General features: G+C 64.8%; 26 protein-coding genes. 19 read left to right on the top strand and 7 right to left on the bottom strand.

What is annotated here, in order from left to right:
* Window positions 1-27: 27 nt before the first annotated feature.
* The 6 genes from lysS (at window position 28) to rimI (ending at window position 5,716) form a co-directional block, all read left to right on the top strand.
* A complete protein-coding gene (lysS, locus tag HUS66_RS02550) occupies window positions 28-1,536 on the top strand; it encodes a lysine--tRNA ligase (protein WP_175069381.1) in 1,509 nt (502 codons plus the stop codon).
* 260 nt (window positions 1,537-1,796) lie between these two features.
* The gene (locus HUS66_RS02545) at window positions 1,797-2,183 is read left to right on the top strand and encodes a hypothetical protein (protein ID WP_092522858.1); all 387 of its coding nucleotides are present in this window, start codon (window positions 1,797-1,799) and stop codon (window positions 2,181-2,183) included.
* 223 nt (window positions 2,184-2,406) lie between these two features.
* On the top strand, window positions 2,407-3,792 hold the full coding sequence (locus tag HUS66_RS02540; protein ID WP_175069380.1) for an MFS transporter: 1,386 nt from the start codon (window positions 2,407-2,409) through the stop codon (window positions 3,790-3,792).
* A gap of 66 nt (window positions 3,793-3,858) precedes the next feature.
* A complete protein-coding gene (locus HUS66_RS02535; RefSeq protein ID WP_175069379.1) occupies window positions 3,859-4,170 on the top strand; it encodes a BolA family protein in 312 nt (103 codons plus the stop codon).
* Complete coding sequence (locus HUS66_RS02530) at window positions 4,167-5,216, top strand: hypothetical protein (RefSeq protein WP_175069378.1); 1,050 nt, start codon at window positions 4,167-4,169, stop codon at window positions 5,214-5,216. Before HUS66_RS02535 ends, HUS66_RS02530 begins: the two co-directional genes overlap by 4 nt.
* Complete coding sequence (rimI, locus tag HUS66_RS02525) at window positions 5,213-5,716, top strand: ribosomal protein S18-alanine N-acetyltransferase (RefSeq protein ID WP_254628648.1); 504 nt, start codon at window positions 5,213-5,215, stop codon at window positions 5,714-5,716. Before HUS66_RS02530 ends, rimI begins: the two co-directional genes overlap by 4 nt.
* Before the next feature lie 166 nt (window positions 5,717-5,882).
* Here rimI and HUS66_RS02520 read toward each other — a convergent pair whose 3' ends face one another.
* Together HUS66_RS02520 and rsmD are read right to left on the bottom strand one after the other, a co-directional pair.
* Window positions 5,883-6,092: a cell division protein ZapB gene (locus HUS66_RS02520; protein ID WP_092522866.1), complete on the bottom strand. Its 210-nt coding sequence runs from the start codon at window positions 6,090-6,092 to the stop codon at window positions 5,883-5,885.
* Window positions 6,093-6,185: 93 nt separating this feature from the next.
* Window positions 6,186-6,842: a 16S rRNA (guanine(966)-N(2))-methyltransferase RsmD gene (gene rsmD, locus HUS66_RS02515; protein ID WP_175069377.1), complete on the bottom strand. Its 657-nt coding sequence runs from the start codon at window positions 6,840-6,842 to the stop codon at window positions 6,186-6,188.
* Between the two features lie 92 nt (window positions 6,843-6,934).
* On the opposite strand from rsmD, the gene ftsY reads away from it, so the two are divergent.
* From ftsY to rpoH, 4 genes are all read left to right on the top strand, one after another.
* Window positions 6,935-8,410, top strand: a complete 1,476-nt coding sequence (gene ftsY / locus HUS66_RS02510; protein ID WP_175069376.1) for a signal recognition particle-docking protein FtsY — start codon at window positions 6,935-6,937, stop codon at window positions 8,408-8,410.
* A gap of 11 nt (window positions 8,411-8,421) precedes the next feature.
* Window positions 8,422-9,090, top strand: a complete 669-nt coding sequence (gene ftsE / locus HUS66_RS02505; protein ID WP_092522872.1) for a cell division ATP-binding protein FtsE — start codon at window positions 8,422-8,424, stop codon at window positions 9,088-9,090.
* The gene (ftsX, locus tag HUS66_RS02500; RefSeq protein WP_175069375.1) at window positions 9,087-10,079 is read left to right on the top strand and encodes a permease-like cell division protein FtsX; all 993 of its coding nucleotides are present in this window, start codon (window positions 9,087-9,089) and stop codon (window positions 10,077-10,079) included. Before ftsE ends, ftsX begins: the two co-directional genes overlap by 4 nt.
* 216 nt (window positions 10,080-10,295) lie before the next feature.
* Window positions 10,296-11,165, top strand: a complete 870-nt coding sequence (rpoH, locus tag HUS66_RS02495; protein WP_175069374.1) for an RNA polymerase sigma factor RpoH — start codon at window positions 10,296-10,298, stop codon at window positions 11,163-11,165.
* A 173-nt stretch (window positions 11,166-11,338) separates the two neighbouring features.
* Here rpoH and slmA read toward each other — a convergent pair whose 3' ends face one another.
* From slmA to coaBC, 5 genes are all read right to left on the bottom strand, one after another.
* The gene (gene slmA / locus HUS66_RS02490) at window positions 11,339-11,956 is read right to left on the bottom strand and encodes a nucleoid occlusion factor SlmA (RefSeq protein WP_175069373.1); all 618 of its coding nucleotides are present in this window, start codon (window positions 11,954-11,956) and stop codon (window positions 11,339-11,341) included.
* Between the two features lie 86 nt (window positions 11,957-12,042).
* Window positions 12,043-12,945, bottom strand: coding sequence for an acetylglutamate kinase (gene argB, locus HUS66_RS02485; RefSeq protein WP_175069372.1), 903 nt, complete (start codon window positions 12,943-12,945; stop codon window positions 12,043-12,045).
* Window positions 12,946-13,060: 115 nt separating this feature from the next.
* Complete coding sequence (locus HUS66_RS02480) at window positions 13,061-14,449, bottom strand: phosphomannomutase/phosphoglucomutase (RefSeq protein ID WP_175069371.1); 1,389 nt, start codon at window positions 14,447-14,449, stop codon at window positions 13,061-13,063.
* A gap of 71 nt (window positions 14,450-14,520) precedes the next feature.
* Entirely contained in the window at window positions 14,521-15,078 is a 558-nt protein-coding gene (dut, locus tag HUS66_RS02475; protein ID WP_175069370.1) for a dUTP diphosphatase, read from the bottom strand.
* The gene (gene coaBC / locus HUS66_RS02470; RefSeq protein ID WP_175069369.1) at window positions 15,075-16,430 is read right to left on the bottom strand and encodes a bifunctional phosphopantothenoylcysteine decarboxylase/phosphopantothenate--cysteine ligase CoaBC; all 1,356 of its coding nucleotides are present in this window, start codon (window positions 16,428-16,430) and stop codon (window positions 15,075-15,077) included. Before coaBC ends, dut begins: the two co-directional genes overlap by 4 nt.
* A 321-nt stretch (window positions 16,431-16,751) precedes the next feature.
* Here coaBC and radC point away from each other — a divergent pair, with 321 nt between their 5' ends.
* The 9 genes from radC (at window position 16,752) to HUS66_RS02425 (ending at window position 25,129) form a co-directional block, all read left to right on the top strand.
* Complete coding sequence (gene radC / locus HUS66_RS02465; RefSeq protein ID WP_175069368.1) at window positions 16,752-17,426, top strand: RadC family protein; 675 nt, start codon at window positions 16,752-16,754, stop codon at window positions 17,424-17,426.
* Window positions 17,427-17,784: 358 nt separating this feature from the next.
* Window positions 17,785-18,021, top strand: coding sequence for a 50S ribosomal protein L28 (rpmB, locus tag HUS66_RS02460; RefSeq protein ID WP_092522890.1), 237 nt, complete (start codon window positions 17,785-17,787; stop codon window positions 18,019-18,021).
* 25 nt (window positions 18,022-18,046) lie between these two features.
* A complete protein-coding gene (rpmG, locus tag HUS66_RS02455) occupies window positions 18,047-18,202 on the top strand; it encodes a 50S ribosomal protein L33 (RefSeq protein WP_092522892.1) in 156 nt (51 codons plus the stop codon).
* Window positions 18,203-18,323: 121 nt separating this feature from the next.
* Window positions 18,324-19,208, top strand: coding sequence for a bifunctional DNA-formamidopyrimidine glycosylase/DNA-(apurinic or apyrimidinic site) lyase (gene mutM, locus HUS66_RS02450; RefSeq protein ID WP_175069367.1), 885 nt, complete (start codon window positions 18,324-18,326; stop codon window positions 19,206-19,208).
* An 88-nt stretch (window positions 19,209-19,296) separates the two neighbouring features.
* Entirely contained in the window at window positions 19,297-20,487 is a 1,191-nt protein-coding gene (locus HUS66_RS02445) for a class I SAM-dependent rRNA methyltransferase (protein WP_175069366.1), read from the top strand.
* Window positions 20,487-20,807, top strand: a complete 321-nt coding sequence (locus tag HUS66_RS02440) for a DUF2007 domain-containing protein (RefSeq protein WP_175069365.1) — start codon at window positions 20,487-20,489, stop codon at window positions 20,805-20,807. The genes HUS66_RS02445 and HUS66_RS02440 overlap by 1 nt, the downstream gene beginning before the upstream one ends.
* Window positions 20,808-21,022: 215 nt before the next feature.
* Entirely contained in the window at window positions 21,023-22,138 is a 1,116-nt protein-coding gene (gene ald, locus HUS66_RS02435) for an alanine dehydrogenase (protein ID WP_175069364.1), read from the top strand.
* A gap of 176 nt (window positions 22,139-22,314) precedes the next feature.
* Window positions 22,315-23,328 carry a tryptophan--tRNA ligase gene (locus HUS66_RS02430; RefSeq protein WP_175069363.1) on the top strand — a complete coding sequence of 338 codons (1,014 nt, stop codon included), beginning with the start codon at window positions 22,315-22,317 and terminating at the stop codon, window positions 23,326-23,328.
* Window positions 23,329-23,458: 130 nt separating this feature from the next.
* Window positions 23,459-25,129 (top strand): NAD-dependent malic enzyme, encoded by a 1,671-nt coding sequence (locus HUS66_RS02425; RefSeq protein WP_175069362.1) that lies wholly within the window; start codon window positions 23,459-23,461, stop codon window positions 25,127-25,129.
* Window positions 25,130-25,334 lie beyond the last annotated feature (205 nt).

The following is a 25,334-nucleotide window of genomic DNA, read 5'->3' as shown; positions in this document are numbered from 1 at the left end:
GTCGCCCATCACATTTCAGGTAGCGTAATGGCCCATCAAGATCCCACTTCGCCCGATGAGAATCACCTGATCGCCGAGCGCCGCGCCAAGCTGGCCGAGCGCCGCGAGAATGCGCAGCGCACTGGCGCGAGCGCCTTTCCCAACGACTTCCGCCGCGACAGCCTGGCCGCCACGCTCGACGCCGAGCTTGGCGACAAGGACAAGGCCGAGCTCGAGACGCTGGATCGTCAGGCGGCCGTGGCTGGGCGCATCATGCGCAAGCGCGGTCCCTTTATCGTCATCCAGGATTCCTCCGCTCAGATCCAGCTCTATGTCGACAAGAAGGGGCTGCCCGCCGAGGTGCTCGATGACATCAAGGGCTGGGACATCGGCGATATCGTTGCCGGTCGCGGTCCGGTGCATAAGTCCGGTAAGGGCGATCTGTACGTGATGATGCGCGAGGCCAGGCTCCTGACCAAGAGCCTGCGCCCGCTGCCCGACAAGTTCCATGGCCTCACCGACCAGGAGGCCCGCTATCGTCAGCGCTACGTCGACCTGATCATGAATCAGGACTCGCGGCGTACCTTCGAGGTGCGGGCCGGCGTCATCGCTTCGATCCGTCGCTTCTTCGAGACCCGCGGCTTCATGGAAGTCGAGACGCCGATGCTGCAGGCGATCCCCGGTGGCGCCACCGCGCGGCCCTTCACAACCCATCACAATGCGCTGGATATCGACATGTTCCTGCGCGTGGCGCCGGAGCTTTACTTGAAGCGTCTCGTGGTCGGCGGCTTCGAGCGGGTCTTCGAGATCAACCGCAACTTCCGTAACGAGGGGCTGTCTACCCGGCATAATCCCGAGTTCACCATGCTCGAGTTCTACTGGGCCTACGCGGACTATCTTGACCTGCTCGACCTGACCGAGGAAATGATCCGCAACGCCGCGAAGGAAGTGCTTGGCACCACCACGCTCGAGTACCAGGGCACCACCTTCGAACTGGACAAGCCCTTCAAACGCCTGACCATGCGCCAGGCGATCCTCGAGCACGGCGAGGGCATCCAGGATGCCGACCTCGACAGCCTCGAGGCCGCCAGCGCGCTGGCCAAGCGTCTGGGTATCGAGGTCAAGGAAGGCTGGGGACTTGGCAAGCTGCACACCGAGATCTTCGAGGAAGTCGCCGAGGAGAAGCTCGAGCAGCCGACCTTCATCACCGCCTACCCGGCCGAGGTCAGCCCCTTGGCGCGTCGCAACGACGAAGATCCCTTCGTCACCGACCGTTTCGAGTTCTTTATCGGCGGGCGCGAGATCGCCAACGGTTTCTCGGAGCTCAACGACGCCGAGGATCAGGCCGAGCGCTTCAAGGCCCAGGTCGCCGAGAAGGACGCCGGAGACCTGGAGGCCATGTACTATGACGCCGACTACGTGCGTGCGCTCGAGTACGGCCTGCCGCCGACCGCCGGCGAAGGCATCGGCATCGATCGCCTGGTGATGCTGTTTACCGACAGCGCCTCGATTCGTGACGTACTGCTGTTCCCGGCGATGCGCCCCGAGGTGGAATGATCGGCCGGGGAGTAACCGCCCGGGGATAGCACCATCGCGAACACGCGGTGCACCCTTCCATGGGCGCTCCTTTTTTCATCCCTGAAAAAAGAGGTTCGCTCCGATGCCGCCCGGTCGCCGGGAGGCATCGGTAGAGGCGGTCGACCGCCCTCGGTAGCCCGGATTCGCCGAGCGCGCCGGGAAGTGTTGGTAACGCGCGGTCACAGCACCCATAATGGGCTGCGTTTCGCCGTCGTGGCAGGCAAGTCGAGGAGAGTCCAATGAAACTGCTAAACCGCTCCGCTTTGAGCGTCAAGCCGACCCAGCTGTTCGTGGACTGGATCAACTCGCTGGAACCGACGGTAGGCGATGACGACCTGACGCTCGAGGACGTCGATCGCGAGAATACCGTCTATCTGATTCCTGAGATGGACTCGCCGGAAGCCCTCGAAGGCTTCGTGCGCGAGCGCTATCTGGAAATCCTGGAATCCGAGCTCCAGGCCTGGGAGGAAGACCGGCGCCAGTGGCCCGAGACCCTCGACTGGGCGCTGTTCCAGCGCTTCGTGTGCGTCGAGCATAGCTACCTGGCGGTCGACCTGGATGACGAGGCACCGCTGGAAGTTGCCGAGATCGATGACGACTTGCTGCTCGAACACGAGCAGGACTAGCCACCAGAACTAGCAGCAGCACTTGCGAGCAGGGCGTATGAGCTGGGTTTGCTAGCACGGTCTTTAGCATAGTCTTTCGCATGGACCCGACGGCACTAGCCGGCATCAAAGGCGCGCTTGGCGCCTCGTCCCTCGTCTCGATGAAGACCGGCCGCGGCCGGTTTTTTCGTTCTGGCCCCGCATGGCGGTGCGCCACCCACCTTGTTGGCATGGCAGATGGCCCATGAGTCGATTGTTCGAGACCCGGCCCGAGGATGATGGTTTACCCGGCCCGCAGCGCCGCCTGGCGATGCTGGTCTTGGTGTTGGGCACCCTGATGGCGGTGCTAGACGGCGGCATCGTCAACATTGCGTTGCCGACCCTGGCCCGTGAGCTCGACATCAGCGAATCCCGCGCGGTGTGGATCACCAATATCTACCAGTTGGTGAGTGCCTCGACGCTGCTGGCGTTTGCTGCACTTAGCCGATTGATTGGCCGTCACCGTCTCTATATCGGCGGGCTAGGCGTGTTCACGCTGGCGTCATTGGCTTGTGCGCTGTCGAATAGCATTGAATGGCTGCTGGCCTCGCGGATGGTTCAAGGGCTCGGCGCGGCGGCCATGCTGAGTATCGGCCCGTCGATGTATCGGGTGATCTTTCCCTCGCGCCTGCTGGGATCGGCCATCGGTCTCGGGGCGCTGGTGGTGGCGTTCGGCATTGCCTTCGGGCCGTCGCTTGGTGGGGGCATCCTCTACTTGGCGAGCTGGCCGTGGCTCTTCGCCATCAACGTGCCGATCGGTATCACGGCGCTGGTGTTGGCGCTGCAGGCACTCCCACGCGAGGCGCGCGAAGCGGGGCGTTTCGACTGGCCCGGTGCGCTGTTGTCCATGGTCATGGTCAGCGGTTTCGTGTTTGCCCTCGACCGGGCCGGCCACGGCAATGCCAGTACCGCCATGCTCTTGCCGCTTGCGGTTAGCCTGGGCTGCCTGGCGCTGTTTGTCTGGCGGCAGCGCCGGGCGATCAGCCCGCTGGTGCCGCTTGTGATCTTTCGCGAGCCGCGCTTCAGCGTGGCGGCGATCATCTCGATGTTGGCATTCATCGCCCAGGGGGCCTCGTTTGTCGGCTTGCCCTTTCTGTTTCAGAGTGGGATGGGCCTGAGCCCGATCGCCGCGGCGCTCCTGTTCACGCCCTGGCCACTAGCGTTGATGCTGACCGGTCCGTTCGCCGGCCGTCTGGCGGATCACTTCAACCCGACGCTGATTTCATCGCTGGGGCTTTCGATCTTTCTGCTCGGCATGCTGTCGCTGGCGATGCTCGGCGAGGCGGCGAACGCCACGGACATCGTCTGGCGCGTGGCCCTGTGCGGGATCGGCTACGGCATCTTCCAGGCGCCCAACAACCGCGAAATGATCGGCAGTGTGGCGCTCGAGCACAGCGCCAATGCCTCTGGCGTGCTGGCCTCGGTGCGTACCTTCGGTCAGGCGCTGGGGACTGCGATGGTGGGGATGATGCTGGCGCTGTCGGCCGGTTCGCTGTCACTGGCGCTTTGGGTGTGCTGCGCCTGCGTCGTGGTCGCGCTGATGCTCAGTCTGTGGCGCGTGCCGCTGGCGAGACGTGGCCGTCCGGCCTGAGCGAGCCTTATCCAGCGCGCGGCGAAGACGTTACAATGCAAGGCTTGCGACCCGGGAGGAAATACCATGAGCGTTCAGGCGCGCATCGAAGACACGCTTAAGACCCTCGAACCGACCCATATGGCGGTCGAGAACGAGAGCCACATGCACAATGTGCCAGCCAACTCCGAGACTCACTTCAAGGTCACCCTGGTGTCCGAGCGCTTCGCCGGCTTGATGCCGGTCAAGCGTCATCAGATGATCTACGCGCTGCTGGCGGACGAGCTGGCAGGCCCGGTGCATGCGCTGGCGCTGCACCTCTACACCGATGAAGAGTGGCAGACCCGTGGCGAAGCACGCCCCGACTCACCTAATTGCCGGGGTGGCGGTCGCTCGTGAACGAACCGCAGCGCCTGCAGTATCTCGAGGCGATGGGCCTGACCGCTTGGGTCGGGCGCTATCGCCTGCCTAATGCGGCTCCTACCGAGGCCTGCGCCTGGGAAGAGCCGGCGGCGCCTGCGGCCAAGGCGCCGGCCGCGCGTCTACAGGCCCTGATCGATGATGTCGCCGCACCTGTAAGGCCCGCACCGGCAGCCGGAGCGAGTGCGCAGGCGGGTCAGCCGCCTGCCGAGCCACCACCCGGCCAAGATGAGGTTAAGGGCATCGGTCGGGCGAGGGCGCTGCTGACCGGGGAGGCACCTGCCGAGGCCTCGCCCCAGGATCATCTGGGCTCGGGCAGTGAAGCGCCCCCTAACGCCCGGCCTTCTCAAGAGGCACGGCCACAGCAGGGCCTTTCTGATCAGCGCCACTCTCATCAGGCCAGCGCCGATGCGCCTTCTGCCTCAGCGGACCAAACAACCCGTTCGACGCCTGCCGAGGCGCTGCGTTTCTCGTTGCAGCTGGCCGCCCTCGAGGGACGCTGGCTGTTGCTGCTTCCCGCCGAGACGCCGCCGAACGAGATGCACAGGCGTCTGCTGGCCAATCTTCTGCGTGCCGCCGGGATTCGCCCGGCCGAGATGCCGGCCTTCCAGCATTTCCGCTGGCCGATGATGGACGAGCTGCCGGTCTCGGCTCCCCTCGATGAGGCCCGCGATGGTCTGCGAGCCTTCCTCGACGGTCGCCGTCGCCAAGGCTGGCGGCCCGAGCGGCTGCTGGTATTCGGTGAAGACGCCACCCTTTCCCGGGTGCTGGCCCTCGAGGGGGGCGACTGCACCCTGCTCGAGCTGCCCGCCTGGCAGCTGCCGTCGCTCGAGGCGTTGGCCACCGATGCCGAGGCCAAGCGCGACCTGTGGCCGCTACTGCGCCAGTGGGCAGAGGCCTGGCATAGAGAACCGGTGCAGGAGGGCACCCAGCGACAAGACAACATGGGCAACATCGAGCACGAGGTTGGTCAGGGCGATGCCCAGGCGCGCAGGCCCGACGAGCAAGGGACTGGCGCGCCATGAACCCCGAGCCTCTGCTTATGGTGCTGACGCCCGACTGGCATGAGGCGGTGTTGGCCGTGGAGCGTGCCGGCCAGTCGCACCCCTGGACGGCGCGTCAGCTCGCCGAGGCCCTTGCCGCCGAAGATCATGAGGTCGTGGGGGTGGTGTTGCGCGATAGGGGCGGTAATAAGAGCGATCATAAGGTCAACGGCGATGCGCTTCTGGGCTTCGCCGTTCTGGCCCGCTTGCCCTTCGAAGCCGAACTTCAAGCGATCACCGTGGCACCCGCGGCGCGCCGCCAGGGCGTGGCTCGGGCGCTGCTCGAACGGCTGATCACCACGGCGACAGCCTGGGGCAGTGAACGGCTGCTGCTCGAGGTCCGGGCGAGCAATGCCCCCGCGCTGGGGCTCTATCTTGCGCTTGGCTTCATCGAGGAAGGGCGACGTCGCGGTTATTACCCTGCTGCAGAGCCGTCATCGCCGCGCGAGGATGCGCTGCTGATGGGCCTGGCTTTAGGCTAGGTTGCTTTACGTCAACTGACCCTGTGCACCTGTTGGTGAGGCACCTGGGCGACAGCCGACGATTCATGCCCACGCCATGCATACCCTATGCATATCACATGCATACTAAGGCGCCACCCGAAAGGGTGGCGCCTTGTGCTTTCTTGAGCGTCTTTACGCCAATGGATCAGGAGGCGTTGGTGTCGCTGCCGTCGCCCGTGTCGAGGGCTTGGAACTTGGTCAGCAGGCCATTCAGGCGCTGCTCCCACTCGTCGTGTTCCTGCTTGAGACGGGTGTTCTCCTCGCGCAGCTCCTCGGCTTCCATCTTCAGCATTTCGATCGCTTCGACGGCGTTGTTGACTTGCTGCTCGAGCTGATTGAAGAGTTCGATGCTCATCCTGTATCTCCTGATGACAGTCTACCTTCACTGGCAGACGGGTAATGGTCAGGGCGCAGCGTACGACGGGTGGCGCGGCGCGGCAAGCGTCGTCTAGGGCAGACGGTAGAGCCGTCCGCAGCTGTCGCCGGCGCGCACCTCTCGATGCAGCATCCAGTCCGCCGGCACGCTGGGCGTCAGCTCCGCCTCGACTTCCAGATAGACCCAGGCGCCGGCGGCCAGAAGTCCGCCGTCGACCAGCTGGCGACAGCTCTCTTCGGCCAGATCCTGGCGGAAGGGGGGGTCCAGAAAGACCAGATCGAAGGCGCCGGCTGGCCTGTCGCCCAAGGTGTCGCCGAGAAAAGCCTTGGCGTCTGCGCTGATGACGCGGCCATTGGCCCCCAAGGTGGCGATGTTAGCCTCCAGCGCCCTCGCGACCGGGGCACTCTGTTCGATAAACAGCGCCTCCCGGGCGCCGCGCGACAGCGCCTCGAGGCCCAGCGCGCCGGTACCGGCGAAAAGGTCCAGCACCCGTGCGCCGGCGGTGGCGCTGGCCAGCCAGTTGAACAGGGTCTCGCGGACGCGGTCCGGCGTCGGGCGCAGGCCGGGGTGGTCGAGTACCGGCAACTGGCGGCGGCGGTAGTCGCCGCCGATGATTCTCAGGCGGCCGGCGTCCCGGCGGCCGGCGCTCCGGCGGCCGGCCTTCGAGCCGTTGCCCTGAGCCTTGCCCTGGTGGCGGGAGCGTGATGAAGAGGATCGACGTTGTTTCATGATCGGCTAATTGTACCCGGGGGCTTGTCCACAGTCATGGTCGGCGATGGTACGATGAGCTGATTCTCCGCACTCGAGACCAGATCACGCCCATGTTCGGATTTTTCAAGCGCAAGAAGAAGCAGGACCCGGCTCAGCAAGAGCCCTCGTCGGACCAGGAGGTTTCCCCCGGCGCGGAAGAAGGCACCGACGATGATGGCTCCGCGACGAACGCCGATACCGCAGAGCGGGCTGGCGAGGCCCAGCCATCGCAGGACCACTCGTCACAGGCTCAGGCTGCCGAGGAGCCGGCCGAGCAGGACCCTGAGAGCGCGCCGCGCCAGGACGAAGCGTCTGAGCAGACCTCTAACCAGGCCTTTGAACAAAACGTTGAACAGCCCGCCGAGCAGGCGGAGGACGTCAGCCCCGGGCTGGATACAGCGAAACCCGATACACAAGGCGGCGAGCATGACGAGCGTCCGGCCGCAGAGGCGCAAGCAGAGCTGACGCCTGAGCCCGAGACCGCCCCTGAGTCTCGCGCCGCCGACCGTGACGCCCAGCCTCAGCAGAGCCAGGAACCTGAGGAGGGCGCATCACAGCAGGACGTGCCAGAGAAGGGGTCGCCAGAAAAGGATGCGCCAGAGAAAGGCAAGAAGAAAGGCTGGTTCGCCCGTATCAAGGAAGGTCTGGGCAAGACCCGCGCCAACCTGAGTGAAGGCATCGCCGATCTGTTCCTCGGCAAGAAGCAGATCGACGATGAGCTGATGGAAGACCTCGAGACCCAGCTGCTGATGGCGGATGTGGGCATCGAGGCGACCACCGAGATCATCGACCGCCTGACCGCTCGAGTCTCACGCAAGGAGCTCAAGGAGCCGCAGGCGCTCTATGACGCCCTGCAAGAGGAGCTGGCCGCACTGCTCGAACCGGTGGCCAAGGACCTGGTGCTGCCCGAAAAAGGGCAGGGGCCCTTCGTTATCCTGATGGTCGGCGTCAACGGCGTTGGCAAGACCACCACCATCGGCAAGCTGGCCAAGCGTTTCCAGGGCCAGGGGCGCAGCGTGATGCTGGCCGCCGGCGATACCTTCCGTGCCGCCGCCGTCGAGCAGCTCAAGGTGTGGGGCGAGCGCAACAGCGTGCCGGTGATCGCCCAGCACACCGGCGCCGACAGTGCCTCGGTGATCTATGACGCGCTCTCCGCCGCCAAGGCCCGGGGCGTCGATGTGCTGATTGCCGATACCGCCGGGCGCCTGCACAACAAGGGCCACCTGATGGAGGAACTCAAGAAGGTGCAGCGCGTGATGGCCAAGCTCGACGCCGCCGCCCCCCACGAGGTGATGCTGGTGCTCGATGCCGGCACCGGTCAGAACGCCCTGTCACAGGCGGCCACCTTCAACGAGGCGGTGCCGGTCACAGGCATCACCCTGACCAAGCTCGATGGCACCGCCAAGGGCGGCATCATCTTCGCTCTGGCCAAGCAGCTCGGCACGCCGATCCGCTATATCGGCGTCGGCGAGACCGTCGACGACCTGCGGCCCTTTGCCGGCCGTGATTTCGTCGATGCGCTCTTCAATACGTCGCGCAGCGAATGAGACGCTAAGCGATGATCGCCTTCGAACATGTCGGCAAGCGCTATGGTGGGCGCTTCGAGGCCCTGGCCAATATCGACTTTCGGGTCCAGCGCGGCGAGATGGTCTTCTTGACCGGCCACTCCGGGGCCGGCAAGAGCTCGCTGCTGCGCCTGATCATGCGTCTGGAGCGCCCGTCCCGTGGCAAGGTGCGGGTGGCCGGCCATGATATCGCTGGCCTGCATGCCAGCCAGGTGCCCTTCTATCGACGCCAGATCGGCGTGGTCTTTCAGGATCACCAGCTGCTCTTTGATCGGGATGTCTTCGCCAATGTGGCCCTGCCGCTCGAGATTCAGGGCGCCGAGCCTCGGGAGATAGCGCGCCGTACGCGTGCGGCGCTGGACAAGGTAGGGCTTTTGCATCGGGAAAAAGCGCTGCCTATCGAGCTTTCCGGCGGCGAGCAGCAGCGGGTCGGTATCGCCCGGGCGGTGGTCAACAAACCGTCGCTGCTGCTGGCTGACGAGCCGACTGGTAATCTCGACCCCCAGCTCTCCGCCGACATCATGACGCTGTTCGAGGACTTCAACCGCATTGGCACCACGGTGCTGATCGCCAGCCACGATCTAGCGCTTATCGCCAGGCTGCGCCATCGCGTGCTGCGCCTGCGGGACGGGCGTCTGGTCGGTGACCAGGAGGCCACATGAGCGAGCGCGAGAGTGCAAAAGCGGCGCGTTCGTCCTCGCCGCGCGGCGCACGCAGCCAGCGTACCGTGATGCGTAGCCGGTTCAGTGCCTGGGCGCGCCATCACCGGGCCATGTGCCTGGACAGTGCCGGTCGGTTGATTCGTACCCCCATTGCCAGCCTATTGACCATGCTGGCCATCGCCATTGCGCTGATACTGCCGACCGCCCTGTGGCTGTCCCTGGACGGCGCCAGGCTGTTGGATGCCGAGCTCGATGAAAGTGCGACGCTAACGGCCTATTTGGACAGCGATGTCGATGAGCGCGAAGCGATGCGGGTGGCTGAAGCGCTGGGAGCCGCTCCGGCGGTCGAGGCGGTACGGTTGATTACCGCCGCCGAAGGCATGGCCGAGTTCCAGCAGGCGTTGGGGCTCGAGGATGCCCTCGAGCGACTCGAGACCAACCCACTCCCGGCAAGCGTGGTGGTCTCGCCTCAGGATGCGTCGCCGGAGGCGATGCGCACCCTGGCGACCCAACTGGAGGCGGTCGGCGGCGTCGACGAGGTGCGAGTGGACCTGGCCTGGCTCGAGCGCCTCAAGCGTCTCGCCGAGCTGGGTCGGCGAGTGACGCTGGCGCTCGGTGTGCTGTTTGGTCTGGGCGTGCTGCTGGTGGTGGGCAATACCATTCGTTTGGCGGTTGAGAGCCGCCGCCAGGAAATCGAAGTCGTGACCCTGATCGGCGCCACCCACGGTTTCGTGCGCCGTCCCTTCCTATACAGCGGCGCCTGGTATGGACTGGGCGGCGGGCTGTTGGCCTGGGCGCTGCTGGCGCTGGGCAGGCAGTGGCTGAGCGCCCCGGCCACGGCGCTGGCCGAGAGTTACGGCGCCAGCTTCACGATGCCTGGGCTGGATGGTGCAGGCTCGGCAACGCTGCTCGTTTCGAGTACACTACTGGGTTTGCTGGGGGCCTGGATTGCGGTGTCACGTCATCTGGCTGACATTCGGCCCCGGTAAGCTACACTGCGTGACGATGCGGATATCGCATGAAGATGGGCTGGCATTCACCGGAACTTTATGGTCTGGTGGGCGTCGAACAGGCGAAACGTTAGTCATCTAATGATCAAGGGCCTATACCCCAGCCTTGACCATGACGTCCGCTACCGCGCGCAAGCGATTCATTCTTATGTTCTTGTGCGCACGATACTGAGGGCAAACTTGGAGACATCCTGCATGAGCACCAGTCTTCTGCCTGCTGGCCACCTTTCCCCGGGCCACGATCTGAATGGTTACATTCAGGCGGTGAACGGCATTGCCGTGTTGACCGCCGATGAAGAGCGCGAACTGGCCTTCCGCCTTCATGACGAGAACGACCTTGAGGCGGCCCGTCGGCTCGTCATGTCGCACCTGCGTTTCGTGGTTCACATTGCCCGCAGCTATTCCGGCTACGGCCTGCCCCAGGCAGACCTGATCCAAGAGGGCAACGTGGGCTTGATGAAAGCGGTCAAGCGCTTCGACCCGCATCAGGGTGTGCGTCTGGTGTCCTTTGCGGTGCACTGGATCAAGGCCGAGATTCACGAATTCGTGCTTCGCAACTGGCGTATCGTCAAGATCGCCACCACCAAGGCTCAGCGCAAATTGTTCTTCAACCTGCGCAGTGCCAAGAAGCGCCTGGCCTGGCTGAACAATGATGAGGTCGATGCCATCGCCAAGGACCTCGACGTCAAGCCGCATGTGGTGCGCGACATGGAAGGGCGGCTGTCGTCCTACGACGCCGGCTTCGATGCGTCGCCGAGCGATGACGATGAGTCCTCGTCCTATCAGGCGCCGGTCAATTTCCTCGACGACGGTCGCTATGACCCGGCGACCCAGATCGAGGACAGCGATTGGGAAGAAGACTCCACCCGTCGCCTGCGCGAAGCGCTGGGCGAGCTCGACGAGCGCTCTCAGGACATCCTGACGCGTCGTTGGCTCAATGAGCCCAAGGCAACCCTGCACGACCTGGCAGATGTCTATGGCGTGTCCGCCGAGCGTATTCGTCAGCTCGAGAAGAACGCCATGAAGAAGATCAAGCAGCAGATCGGCGACGCCCTGGTGGCATAGCCATTCGCATAGCCCTTAGGTTTCCAGCCTTTGTTGACTAGCGTTCTGCGCTGAGGCATCTCCACTCGAAGTTGGTCGAGGGCGAGAGCTGACAAGAAAACCCCCGGTGCCCTTGGCACCGGGGGTTTTGCGTTTCAGGGAAGTCGTCGCTGGGTCAGTGGCATTAGCCGCCGTCAGGCGCGGGCGAGTTCCGGGACATCGACGAGCAGGCGCTCGGCAAGCAGTGTCCACTGGTCGTCCCAGAATTCGGTGGGGCGACGCTTGAAGTCGCTCCTGACGTACTGGGAGATCTGGCCTTCCACGTGCACCATCAGCAGGTTGGCACTGGCCGAGGCAGAGACCCGCGGCCGGCGACGCTCGCTAAGCTCGGCCTCGCGCAGGACCTGCTTGAGCTGCGTCTCCAGGCGCTCGAAGAGCTGGTGGATGCGCAGGCGCAGACGCGCAGTCTCGCCAGTCAGGGCGTCGCCGCCGAGCAGCCGGGACAGGCCCGGATTCTTCTCGGCGAAACCAAGCAGCAGAGTGATGATCTGCTGGCAGCGCGGCAGGGTCTCCGGGGTCTCGTCGAGGATGCGCCGGATGCGCTCGAACAGGCTCTCCTCGATGAACTCGATCAAGCCTTCGAACATGCGCGCCTTGCTCGGGAAGTGGCGGTATAGCGCAGCCTCCGAGACGCCGACCTGGCGGGCCAGGGCGGCGATGGTGATGCGCTTGCCGCTGTCTTCCTCGAGCATCAGCGCCAGCGCCTGGAGGATCTGCTCGCGGCGGTTGGGTTTGTTGGTTTCCTGCGTCATGAGCTTCTTCTAATAATATTTTGGGATCTTGACCTCATCCTACTGAGCCTCCGCAAGCGGGGCAAACCGTTAACCGAGACTCGCGATCAGTGCTCGCTTTCAAGAATCTGCGTGCCGACCCCGGCCTTGGTGAAAATCTCCAGCAGGGTGGCGTGGGGGACGCGACCGTCGATGATGTGCGCGCTGGCCACGCCGCCCTTGACCGCTTCGAGGGCACAGCGAATCTTCGGCAGCATGCCGCCGTGGATGGTGCCATCGGCGATCAGGTTGTCCACGTCCTGGGTCGAGAGCCCGGTGAGTACCTCGCCCTCGGCATTCATCAGGCCGGCGACATTGGTCAGCAGCATCAGCTTCTCGGCGGACAGCGCCTCGGCGACCTTGCCGGCCACCAGGTCGGCATTGATGTTGTAGCTGCGGCCGTTCTCGTCGACGCCGATCGGTGCGATCACCGGGATGAAGTCGCGCGCGGTCAGCATCTCGATCAGGTCGGTGGAGACGTGCTCGACCTCGCCGACATGGCCGATGTCGATGATCTCGGAGGCGGTCACCTCCGGCGTCTTCTGTTCGACCTTGAGCTGGCGGGCACGGATCTGGGCGCCGTCCTTGCCGGTCATGCCGATGGCTTTGCCGCCGCACTGGTTGATCAGGTTGACGATGCCCTTGTTGACGAGCCCGCCTAGCACCATTTCGACCACGTCCATGGTCTCGGCGTCGGTGACCCGCATGCCGTTGACGAAGCGCGACTCGATCTTGAGCTTGTCGAGCAGCTCGCCGATCTGCGGGCCGCCGCCGTGGACTACCACCGGATTGATGCCGACTTCCTTCATCAACACCATGTCGCGGGCGAAGGAGTCGATCAGGGTGTCCTCGGTCATGGCGTTGCCGCCGTACTTGACCACCACGGTCTTGCCGGAGAAGCGCTGGATATAGGGCAGGGCCTCGGAGAGGACCTCGACGACCTGGCGGGGGTCGCGGCTGTGTTCACTCATGGGAATGTCTCTCGTGGCAGCGCCCCGGTATGGTCGGGGGCGTGATCGGGCGGCGCCGCTGGTTCGGCGCCGCGTTCTTCAGAGCACTCGGATCGACGTCATCCGAGCCGGTGACTCAGAGCGGCAGTGCGATGCTCGGGTCGATCTGCTTCAGGGCATCGCCGAAGCGTGCCTGGATGCGCTCGAGCGCTGCCTGGCTCTTGCCCTCGAAGCGCAGCACCAGCACCGGCGTGGTGTTGGAGGCGCGGCATAGGCCCCAGCCATCAGGATAGTCGACCCGTATGCCGTCCAGGGTCGTCTTGACGCCGTCTTCACCGAAGTCTGCTTCTCGGGCCAGGCGCTCGACCAGGGCGAACTTGGTCTCGTCGGTGACGGTGATGTTGAGCTCCGGGGTGCCCAGGTCCTGGGGGAAGCGGGCGAAGAAGTCGTCGGCATCCTGTCCTTCGGGCTGTTTGGCCAGGATCTCGAGCAGGCGAGCGGCGCCGTAGAGGCCGTCGTCGAAGCCGTACCAGCGTTCCTGGAAGAAGATATGGCCGCTCATCTCGCCGGCGAGCGCCGCGCCGGTCTCCTTCATGCGGGCCTTGATCAGCGAGTGGCCGGTGCGCCACATCTCCGGGGTGCCGCCGGCGGCCTCGATCACCTGGGCCAGATTACCGGTGCACTTGACGTCGAAGATCACCCTGGCGCCGGGGTTGCGCTCCAGCATGTCCTCGGCGAAGGCCATCATCAGCCGGTCCGGGTAGATCAGCTCGCCGGCCGGGGTGATTACGCCCAGTCGGTCGCCGTCGCCGTCGAAGGCCAGGCCGATGTCGGCGCCGGTTTCCTTGACGGTGCGAATCAGGTCGGTGAGGTTTTCGGGCTTGCCCGGGTCCGGGTGGTGGTTGGGAAAGGTGCCGTCGATTTCGGCGAACAGGGGAATGGTCTCGATGCCGAGACGCTCGACGAGCTGGGGGCCGAGCTCGCCGGCTACGCCGTTGCCACAGTCGACCACTGCCTTGAGCCGCCGCGCCGGCGTCACGTCGCCAAGGATGCGTGCCAGGTACTGCTCGCGCACGTCGTCCTCGCGGATGCTGCCCTGACCGCTTGTCAGGTCATCCTCGACGAGTCGCGTATGCAGGGCGGTGATGGCCTCGCCGGACAGGGTTTCGCCGGCCAGCACGATCTTCAGGCCGTTGTAGTCAGGCGGATTGTGACTGCCGGTGACCATCACGCCGGAGGCGGTGCCGTCGAGCACGTGGGTAGCGTAGTAGAGCACCGGGGTCGGCACCATGCCGATGTCGATGACGTTCTGGCCCGCGCCAGCCAGGCCGCGCATCAGGGCGGCGGCCAGGCGCGGGCCGGAGAGGCGGCCGTCGCGGGCCACCACCACGGTGGTTTCGCCGCGTGCGGCGGCCTCGCTGCCGATGGCGCGACCGATCTGCTCGACGCCATCTTCGCTAAGGGTGTCATCGACGATGCCGCGGATGTCATAAGCGCGGAAGATCGAAGCGGGTACCTGTGTCATGAGGCCATTCCTTCGCTAGAGGCTTGTAGGGGGAGCGGGGCATCCGGGCCCCGCATGCAAGAAGCGGCTATTCAGTGGCGCCCGGAACTGCCGAAACCGCCGGTGCCACGCTGGCCGGTGCCACGCTGGCCGGTGCCACGCTGGCCGGTGCCACGCTGGCCGGTGCCCTGTTGGCCAGGGCTACTCTGTCGATCGTTGGGCAGGCCGGCGTCGAAATCGTCGACGACCTCGAGCTCTGCCTGTACCACGGGTACTAGCACATACTGTGCCAGGCGCTCGCAGGGCTCGAGCACGAAGCTTGTCTGACCGCGATTCCATACCGAGATCATCAGCTCGCCCTGGTAGTCGGAGTCGATCAGCCCGACCAGGTTGCCAAGCACGATGCCGTGTTTGTGACCCAGCCCCGAGCGAGGAAGAATCATGCCGGCGAGCGCGGGGTCGGCGATATGCACGGCGAGCCCGGTACGTACCAGTTCGCAATCGCCCGGCTCCAGGGTCAGTGGGGCGTCGAGCAGGGCGCGCAAGTCCATGCCGGCGCTACCGGCGGTAGCATAGTGGGGCAGATGATCGCGGACGCGCTCGTCGAGAATCTTGACGGCCAGGCGCGGGGCGGAGGAAGTCGCGGTCATTGGGGGTCCTGTGGTGAATCTGGGGTAGCAGCAATGGAAGATGCTGTCGCGTCGGCCTGTTCGAGGCGCTCGAGCAGGCAGTCGAGGATCGTCGCGGCCAGCGTAGCCTTGCTCTGGGCGGGCAGTGCCCGGCGGCCGAGCGATTGGCTGGCTTCATCGGCGCTCGGCCACAGCAGCAGGGCGGCGTTGTGGTCGGCGCCGAAGCCGAGCCCGGCCAGGGAGATATCGTTGGCGACGATCATGTCGAGGCCCTTGCGGGCCAGCTTGTCCCGAGCGTAGGTCTCGACATCGCGAGTCTCGGCGGCGAAGCCCACCATAAAAGGGCGGGGTGCACCAGCGCGGTGCTTGGCCACCTCGGCGATGATGTCGGGATTCTTGACCAAGGTAAGCGTCAGCTCGTCATTCTCCGCGCTCTTCTTGATCTTGTGCTCGCTGACGTTGGCGGCCCGGTAGTCGGCGACGGCCGCGCAGCCAATGAAGACGTCGCTTTGCGCCGCCAGCCGGTAGGCAACCTCGGCCATCTCGTTGGCCGAGGTCACGTCGATGCGGTTAACCCCGCTGGGTGTGGCGAGACTCACCGGGCCGCTGATCAGGTGCACGGTGGCACCCAGTGCGGCGGCCGCCTCGGCCAGCGCATAGCCCATCTTCCCCGAGCTGTGGTTGGACAGGTAGCGGACCGGGTCCAGCGGCTCGCGAGTCGGGCCCGCCGTGATAGTCACCGTCAGGCCCTGCGCTGGGCGAGCCTCGGCTGACGTGGTATCGGGCGTCATCCAAGGCGCGGCATCGGGCGCCATTAAGGGGGCGTCACTGGGCGCCTTGAAAAGCGTATCGACGATGGTTTCGGGCTCGAGCATGCGCCCGGGCCCGACATCGCCGCAGGCCTGGTCACCGGCATCCGGGCCCAGTAGCCACCAGCCGTCGGCCTCTAGCTGGCGGGTATTACGGGCCGTGGCCGGGTGGCGCCACATGGCCTGGTTCATGGCGGGAGCCATGGCCTTGTCGGCGTCGCTGGCCAGGCACAGGGTGGTCAGCAGGTCGTCGGCATGACCGTGGACGAGGCGCGCCATCAGGTCTGCAGTGGCCGGGGCAATCAAGATCAGCTCGGCCCAGCGAGCCAGCTCGATATGGCCCATGCCGGCCTCGGCCTCGGGGTCGAGCAGGGAGGTGCGCACCGGCTCGCCGGTAAGGGCCTGCAGCGTCAGTGGGGTGATGAAGGCCTGTGCGCCGTCGGTCATGACCACGCGCACCTCATGCCCGGCCTTCTTCAAAAGGCGGGCCAGGTGGGCGCTCTTGTAGGCGGCGATGCCGGCGCTGATGCCCAGCAGAATGCGCTTGCCGGAGGGTGTTGCCATCTCAGTATCCGAGCAGTGAGCGAAGCTCTTACCTTACCACTCGCAGCATTTCTTGCGTAGCGCCCGGCATGTCCCCCGGTAATGCCCTAAGGTGGGCTGCCCGGCTTTCCATTGCAGTCTTTCCATTCCCGTGCCGGGGCCGACTGTCGTGCTGCGTTAGCAGGGCGCGTGCGGTGAGACTGGCGGGCTTGGAGCGCCTCTGTTACTACTTTTTACTTGGTTGGGTCTGTTGCCTCGCCAGGGCTTGGCAGCGTCGGCTAGCCGCTGCGAGAACGGCGGGAAAGGCGGCGATAGCGTGAACCGGACGCAGGGAGGCGTCATATGGCGATTCGAGACTGGCCCGAGGGTGAACGCCCACGGGAGAAACTGCTGAGTCTGGGGCCTGCGGCCCTGTCCGATGCGGAACTGCTGGCAATATTTCTGCGGGTGGGTGTCAAGGGGCGCTCGGCGGTGGATCTGGCGCGGGATCTCCTGTCGAGCTTCGGCGGGTTGCGACCGCTGCTCGAGGCCGACCGGGCGCGTTTCTGTGCCGAGCATGGGCTGGGCGATGCCAGCTTCGTGCAGCTTCAGGCGGTTCTTGAGATGTCGCGTCGCCATTTGGCAAGCCAGCTCACCCGGGGCGATGCCTTGACCTCTCCGTCGCTGGTGCGCGCCTTTCTGGCCTCCAAGCTGCGCCACCTGGGCCATGAAGAGTTCGCCGTCATGTTTCTCGACAGCCAGCATCGCGTAATTCACTTCGAATCGCTGTTTCGCGGCACCCTCGACAGTGCCTCGGTCTACCCCCGGGAAGTGGCTCGGCGCGCCTTGGCGCTGGGCGCCGGGGCCACCATCCTGGCGCACAATCATCCTTCCGGTGTCGCCGAGCCCAGCGACGCCGACCGGCGCATCACGCAGCGCCTCAAGGCGGCGTTGGAGCTATTCGAGATTCGGGTGCTCGATCACTTCGTGGTCGGTGATGGCGAAGTGGTGTCCTTCGCCGAGCGAGGCTGGTTGTAGGGCGGCCCGGTTTTGTCCCTGGGCCGTTTCGCTATAGAAAAAGCTGGGGTAAAATGCGTCGCCCGGCGTGACGGCTACGAGTGGTCGCCGTCGCGTCCGGTCACACAGCACCTGTCTGTCGTGTAGGTGTCGTGCCAACAGAGAAGCCCGTCTTGACGTCCAGGCCAGCGCTCATGGGGGTGCAGGGGTAGGTTGTTGTGCCGTTGATGCTTGCCGCGCGTGCCGGCCTCTGGTATAACATGCACCCTTTAGAATTCCCTGGGTTAAATAAGGGGGCATCGAGGCGGTGGCCAGCCGTTCGCCCTACCCGGTTTGCCCGACAGGTTTTGAACAACTCGCCAAGCGGTTGGAGGCTCCCATGTCCAATGTATGTCAGGTTACCGGCAAGCGTCCGGTAACAGGTAACAACGTATCTCACTCCCAGCGCAAGACCCGTCGTCGTTTCTTGCCGAACCTGCATTCCCACCGTTTTTGGGTGGAGTCAGAGAAGCGCTTCATCAAGCTGCGCCTCTCCTCCAAGGGTATGCGCATCATCGACAAGAAAGGCATCGAAGCGGTGCTGTCTGATATCCGCAAGCGCGGCGAACGCGTCTAAGCAGCCTTCTAGGGAGAACTGAGTCATGCGCGATAAGATTCGTATGGTGTCCAGCGCCGGTACCGGCCACTTCTACACCACCGATAAGAACAAGCGGAACACCCCGGACAAACTGGAAATGAAAAAGTTTGACCCGACGATCCGCAAGCACGTGATGTACAAGGAAGCCAAGATCAAGTAAGTCTTGATGGCTCCTGCCGCAGGCGCAAGTCTGTCGCCTAAACCCGGTTAGCGCCGGGTTTTTGCGTCTCTGGACGCTCACTATTTCGCCCACCCCCGTCGCTTCACGGACCCGTTGTGCCATGCCCGAACTTCCCGAAGTCGAGACCACGCGCCGCGGCATTGCGCCCTACTTGGAAGGGCGCGAGATCCATGAGGTGATCGTGCGCAACCGTCGCCTGCGCCTGCCGGTGCCGGAAGGGCTCGAAAATGCACTGATAGGCTCGCGGATCGGGACGCTTTCGCGCCGTGCCAAGTACCTGATCCTGCCCATCGAGTCGCCGACCGATAGCGCGGTGACCGATGGCGCGCCGGTCGGCGATGCGTTGCATGACGAGGAGGCGGCAGGACCTGCGCTGCTCTGGCATCTGGGCATGTCCGGCAGCCTGCGTATCGCGCGGCTTGGCGACCCGCCGAAGAAGCACGATCATGTCGATCTGGTGATGGAGGATGGCGCTATTCTGCGCTATCACGACCCGCGTCGCTTCGGCTTCCTGGACTGGCTCCAGGGTGATGTTGCAAGCGACCGGCGCTTCGTTCGGCTAGGCCCCGAGCCGCTGTCGCCGGCCTTCGATGACGAGCGGTTGTTCCAATGCTCGCGCAAGCGGCGCCTGGCCGTGAAACCTTTCCTGATGGATAACGCCGTGGTGGTCGGCGTGGGCAATATCTACGCCGCCGAGGCGCTGTTCCTTGCCGGCATCGATCCGCGCCGAGCCGCCGGCCAGATTTCCCGCGAGCGCTACGTGCGCCTTACCGCGGCCATCCGCGAGGTGCTGTCGTCGGCCATTACCCAGGGCGGTACGACCCTGCGCGACTTCGTCAGCGGTACCGGGGAGCCGGGCTATTTCGCCCAGCGCCTCAACGTCTATGGCCGTGACGGCGAGCCGTGCCGGCGCTGTGGCAGGGAGTTGCGCTTGGTCACTCTCGGCCAGCGCGCCAGTGTTTTTTGCCCCAACTGCCAGACCTGATTCGATCAACCCGGCAGGCCCGCGCGTTATCGGGCTTGTCAGGGTAGACTGTCCTTACTTTCCTGTTGTCTGTTTGACGGAGACTTCCGTGACCGAACGCCTGCGCTTGAAGAAGAACGCCGACCGCCGCCTGAAGGCGGGGCATCTGTGGCTGTATTCCAACGAGATCGATACCGATGCGACCCCGCTCAAGACCTTTGAGCCGGGCGCCCAGGCGGTGGTCGAGGCCAGTAACGGCCGTGCCATGGCGGTCGCTTACGTCAATCCGCATTCGCTGATCTGTGCTCGGGTAGTGTCTCGGGACCCGGAAATGCGCCTCGACCGCTCGCTGTTGGTGCATCGCTTCAAGCAGGCCCTGGGCCTGCGCCAGCGGCTCTTCGCCAAGCCCTTCTATCGGCTGGTGCACGGCGAGGGTGATCTGTTGCCTGGACTGATCGTCGACCGCTTCGACGATGTGCTGGTGGTCCAGCTCAACACTCTGGGCATGGAGCGCATGGCCGAGCAGGTGATCGATGCCCTGGACAAGGTGCTGTCGCCGCGGGCCATCGTCTTCAAGAACGACTCCTCCGGGCGCCGTCAGGAGCAGCTCGATCGCCAGGTTGAAGTGGTCAAGGGCGAGCTGCCCGAGGAAGTATTGCTCGAGGAAAACGGCGTGCGCTTCGTCGCCCGGGTGCTCGACGGCCAGAAGACGGGTTGGTTCTATGACCACCGCGACAACCGCGCCTGGCTCAATAAGCTGGTGGCCGGCAAGCGCGTGCTGGACGTGTTCAGCTACGTGGGTGGCTGGGGCGTGCAGGCGGCGGCGCACGGGGCCAGCGAGGTGCTGTGCGTGGATGCCTCCAGCGATGCCCTCGAGCACGTGGCTGCCAACGCCGCCCTCAATGGTCTCACCGACCAGGTGGCCATCGGCGAGGGGGATGCCTTCGAGGCCATGGCTGCGCTCAAGGCCGAAGGCGAGCAGTTCGATGTGGTGGTCCTCGACCCGCCGGCCTTTATCAAGAAGCGCAAGGATATTCCCAGCGGCGAGCGGGCTTACTCGCGCCTCAACCGTGAGGCCATGCGTCTGCTGGGCCGTGACGGCCTGTTGATGAGCGCCTCCTGCTCGATGCACCTGGCGCCGGAGCGCCTCGTCGAGTGCGTGCGTGGGGCGGTGCGTCACCAGGACCGTCATGGCCAGGTGATCTATCAGGGCCATCAGGGCAGCGATCATCCAGTGCATCCGTCGATTCCCGAGACCGATTATCTCAAGGCGCTCGGCGTGAGGGTCTTCCGCGACTGATGGGGGGCTGGGTGCGGGTCTTCGCCTACCCCAACGCGCTGCTGGTCAGCCATGTGCACAACGTGCTGGAAAGCGCTGGGGTGCGGGCCGAACTCAGAAACCTGACCCTCGGTGGTGGGGCAGGGGAGCTGCCGCTTGGCGAGTGCGAGCCGGAGGTGTGGGTGGCGCCGCATAACGCCGCCCGCGCCAGAACGCTGGTACGCGAGGCCCTCGAGGGGCCTGGCGAGGCCCGCCCTGACTGGAGCTGCCCGGGCTGCGGCGAGCATCTCGAGGGCGTCTTCGAAACCTGCTGGGCCTGCGGTACGCATCGGCGCGACTGATGGCCGAACGCGCTGCCAACACCAGAAATATTTGTTTTTTAACCCCCAGCTGACAACGAAAACCGTTGTCAGCCGGGGGTTTTTCTTTGGCATCTTTCTAAAGTTTCCCTTGGCCTTGGTTGCTCTTGTGCCGCTGTGCTGTACTGCTATCACGTGTCGGGTCTGTGATGACCCGCCTTGCGCCCCGGCGCGCCCGCTATTCCTCAGGAGGTGCCATGAAGATCGCTGTGCCGAAGGAAATCAAGAATCATGAATACCGCGTGGCCCTGACACCTTCGGGTGTGCGCGAGCTGACCGGCCGTGATCATCAGGTGGTGGTGCAGGCGGGGGCCGGGGAGGGTGCCGGCTTCCCGGATGCCGACTACGAGGCCGCCGGCGCGACCCTCGAGGCCAATGTAACGACGCTTTGGCGGGATGCCGAGTTGATCATCAAGGTCAAGGAGCCTCAGCCGGAAGAGGTCGAGCGGCTGTCGTCCGGCCAGATTCTATTTACCTATCTGCATCTGGCTGCCGAGGAGGCGTTGACTCAGGGGTTGATCCAGAGCGGCGCCACCTGCATCGCCTACGAGACCATCACCGGAGCCGGCGGTGGCCTGCCGCTGCTGGCGCCGATGAGCGCGGTGGCTGGGCGCATGGCAGTGCAGGCGGGGGCCCACAGCCTGGAGAAGGCCCAGGGCGGTGCCGGCATTCTGCTGCCGGGCGTGCCTGGTGTAGCGCCGGCCAAGGTGACGGTGATCGGCGGTGGCGTGGTCGGCGAGAATGCGGCGCGCATGGCGCTGGGGCTGGGCGCCGAGGTGACCATCCTCGACAAGTCCCTCGCGCGTCTCGAGGTGCTCGATCACCGCTACCAGGGTCGCATCAAGGTCGTCTATTCGACCGCCGACACCCTGGACGAGGCGGTGCGCGAGTCCGATCTGATCATCGGTGCCGTGCTGGTGCCCGGTGCCGCCGCGCCCAAGCTGATCTCGCGTGCCCAGCTCGCCGAGATGAAGCCCGGCAGTGTGCTGGTCGACGTGGCGATCGACCAGGGCGGCTGCTTCGAGACCAGTCATGCCACCACGCATGCCGCGCCGACCTATGCGGTCGATGGCGTGGTGCACTATTGCGTGGCCAACATGCCTGGCGCCGTGGCCCGTACCTCGACCCAGGCGCTGACCAATGCCACCCTGCCGTTCGTGATGGCGCTGGCCGATAAGGGCTGGCAGCAGGCGCTGGCCGATGACCCGCACTTCCTGGCCGGGCTCAATATCCACGCAGGCCAGGTGACCTACCCGGCGGTTGCCAAGGCCTTTGGCCTTGAAAGCATCGATGCGGCGACCCTGGTGAGCTAAGGCCAGCCCTCGCGTGCAGCGCAGCGAGGGCGGCAATCGTGCAGAGCGGCCCGTTGGAATGGCGCTTCGATGTCGTCCAGCGGGCCGTCCCCAACGGGCCGTCCTGTTCGCCTTGATGGGGGCGGCGCGGTAGACTGTGGGCACTTGCCATTTACTCAGTGGACCCGTCCGAATTCATGAACAAGACACGCGTTCTCACCGGTATCACGACAACCGGTACGCCGCATCTCGGCAACTACGTCGGAGCGATCAAGCCGGCCATCACCGCAAGCCAGGACCCCAACGTCCAGTCCTTCTACTTTCTCGCCGACTTGCATGCCCTGATCAAGTGTCAGGATCCCAAGCGTGTGGAACAGTCGCGGCTGGAAATCGCGGCCACCTGGCTGGCGCTGGGGCTCGATACCGACAACGCCATCTTCTATCGCCAGTCGGATATCCCCGAGATTCCCGAGCTGACTTGGATGCTGTCCTGCGTCTGCGCCAAGGGACTGATGAACCGGGCACACGCCTACAAGGCAGCGGTGGCCGACAACGAGTCCGCTGGCTACCCTGACCCGGACAAGGGGATCACCATGGGGTTGTTCGGCTATCCGGTGCTGATGGCCGCCGATATCCTGATGTTCAACGCCCACAAGGTGCCGGTCGGTCGCGATCAGATTCAGCATATCGAGATGGCCCGCGATATCGCTGGGCGCTTCAATCATCTCTACAAGGGTCAGTTCTTTACCCAGCCCGAGGCGGTGGTCGACGATAAGGTGGAAGTGTTGAACGGTCTCGACGGGCGCAAGATGTCCAAGAGCTACAACAACACCATTCCGCTGTTCGTGTCCGAGAAGAAACTCCAGAAGCTGGTGCGCAAGATCAAGACCAACTCCCTGGAACCCGGCGAACCCAAGGACCCGGACACCTGCACCCTGTTCCAGATCTATTCGGCCTTCGCTAGCGCCGAGGACACCGCCGATCTGCGCCGCGAATACGAGAACGGTATCGGCTGGGGTGTGGCCAAGGACCGGGTCTTCGAGTCCCTGAATGCCCATCTGCGCGAACCCCGTGAGCGCTACCAGGCGCTGATGGAGGACCCGGGACACATCGAGCAGGTGTTGGCCAAGGGTGCCGAACGGGCGCGTTCTGAGGCCGCGCCCTTCATGGATCGCCTGCGTGAGGCGGCAGGCCTCGGCCGCTTCGTCTGAGCGCAAGCCATTGGCGGCCTCCGTCATCCTGCCCCGGTCGAATGCTGGGGCCGGTCGTTGTGGTGGTCCGTGCCAAGCTCCCAACCATCGGGCGGCGATGCTCGCCCACTGCCAGTCAAAGGATGAGACGATGACCACATTTCCCAAGCGCCCTCTCTATGTGCCCTATGCCGGGCCGTCGCTTCTTGAGATGCCGCTGCTCAACAAGGGCAGCGCCTTTACCCTGCAAGAGCGCATTGCCTTCAACCTGATTGGCCTGCTGCCGCAGAACGTCGAGTCCATCGAAGAACAGGCCTCGCGAGCCTACCGCCAGTACTGCCAATGCCAGACCGACCTGGATCGCCATATCTACCTGCGCGCCATCCAGGACGACAACGAGACGCTGTTCTTCCGCCTGCTCGAGGAACACCTCGAGGAAATGCTGCCGATCATCTACACCCCGACCGTGGGGGAGGCCTGCGAAGAGTTCTCCAATATTTACCGCAACCATCGCGGCCTGTTCATTTCCTATCCCGACCGGGAGTACATGGATGACATCCTGCGCTCCGCGACCAAGGACAACGTCAAGGTGATCGTGGCCACCGACGGTGAGCGCATCCTGGGGCTTGGCGACCAAGGCATCGGCGGCATGGGCATCCCCATCGGTAAGCTGTCGTTGTATACCGCCTGTGGCGGCATCAGCCCGGCCTATACCCTGCCGATCACTCTGGATGTGGGCACTAACAACCAGACCCTGCTCGATGACCCCATGTACATGGGCTGGCGTCACAAGCGCGTCTCTCAGGACGAGTACAACGCCTTCATGGCCGACTTCATTGCCGCCGTGAAGCGCCGCTGGCCCAAGGTGCTGCTGCAGTTCGAAGACTTCGCGCAGACCAACGCCATGCCGCTGCTCGAGCGTTATCGGGACGAGCTGTGCTGCTTCAATGACGACATTCAGGGCACCGCGGCGGTTTGCGTGGGCACTCTGCTTGCCGCCTGCAAGGCCAAGAAAGAGGGTGTGGCCGAGCAGCGGGTGGCCTTCGTCGGCGCGGGCTCCGCCGGGTGCGGCATCGCCGAGCAGGTCGTGGTCGCCATGTGCGCCGAAGGCCTCTCAGAAGCCGAGGCCCGGTCGCGGATCCTGATGGTCGACCGTCATGGCCTCCTGACCCGCGATATGGATGGTCTCTACGACTTCCAGAGCCGGCTTGCCCATGATGCGGCGGACTTTGCTGACACCAGCCTGCTCGGGGTGGTCAAGCAGGCCAAGCCCACCGTGCTGATCGGCGTGTCCGGCCAGCGCGGTCTGTTCAACCAGGAACTGATCGAGGCGCTGCACGCCGGCTGCAAGGCGCCGCTGGTGATGCCGCTGTCCAACCCCACCTCGAAGGTCGAGGCGACCCCGGATGACGTGCTCGCCTGGACCCATGGCCAGGCGCTGGTCGCCACCGGCAGCCCCTTCAAGCCGGTTGAGCTCGACGGCGAAACCTTCCCGATTGCCCAGTGCAACAACGCCTATATTTTCCCGGGCATCGGCCTTGGGGTCATCGCCTCCGGCGCCAGCCGCATCACCGATAAGATGCTGATGGCGGCCTCCAATGCCCTGGCCAAGCATGCGCCGATGGTGCAGCACGGAGAAGGCGCGCTACTGCCGGCCCTGTCGGATATCCGCGAGATCAGCCAGTCCATCGCCTTCGACGTGGCGAAGATGGCGCAGCACGAGGGCAAGGCACTCGAGTGCGATGACGATGTGCTGTGGGCGTCCATCGAGCGCAACTTCTGGTACCCGCGCTATCGCGAGTATCGTCGCCGGGCCTTCTAAGCTGTGAGCGACCCGATGGCAGGCGCATGAAGATGGCGCCTGCCTGTTGCCGCAGCCCGGCGGCGTCGTCTTCCACCTAGTGGTCGCCCGTCGACGTTATCCGGTGACTGAAGCAAAAAAGACGGAAGCAAAAAAGGCCCCGCCGGCATTGCCGGCGGGGCCTTCGTTTATGGCGCCGATAGACCTCGGCGCCGGCTTTGGCCGC

This window comes from Onishia taeanensis, assembly GCF_013349955.1.
Taxonomy (GTDB): Bacteria; Pseudomonadota; Gammaproteobacteria; order Pseudomonadales; family Halomonadaceae; genus Onishia; species Onishia taeanensis_B.
The sequence above is the reverse complement of the archived record's forward strand: the minus strand, read 5'-3'. Positions and strand labels throughout refer to the sequence as shown.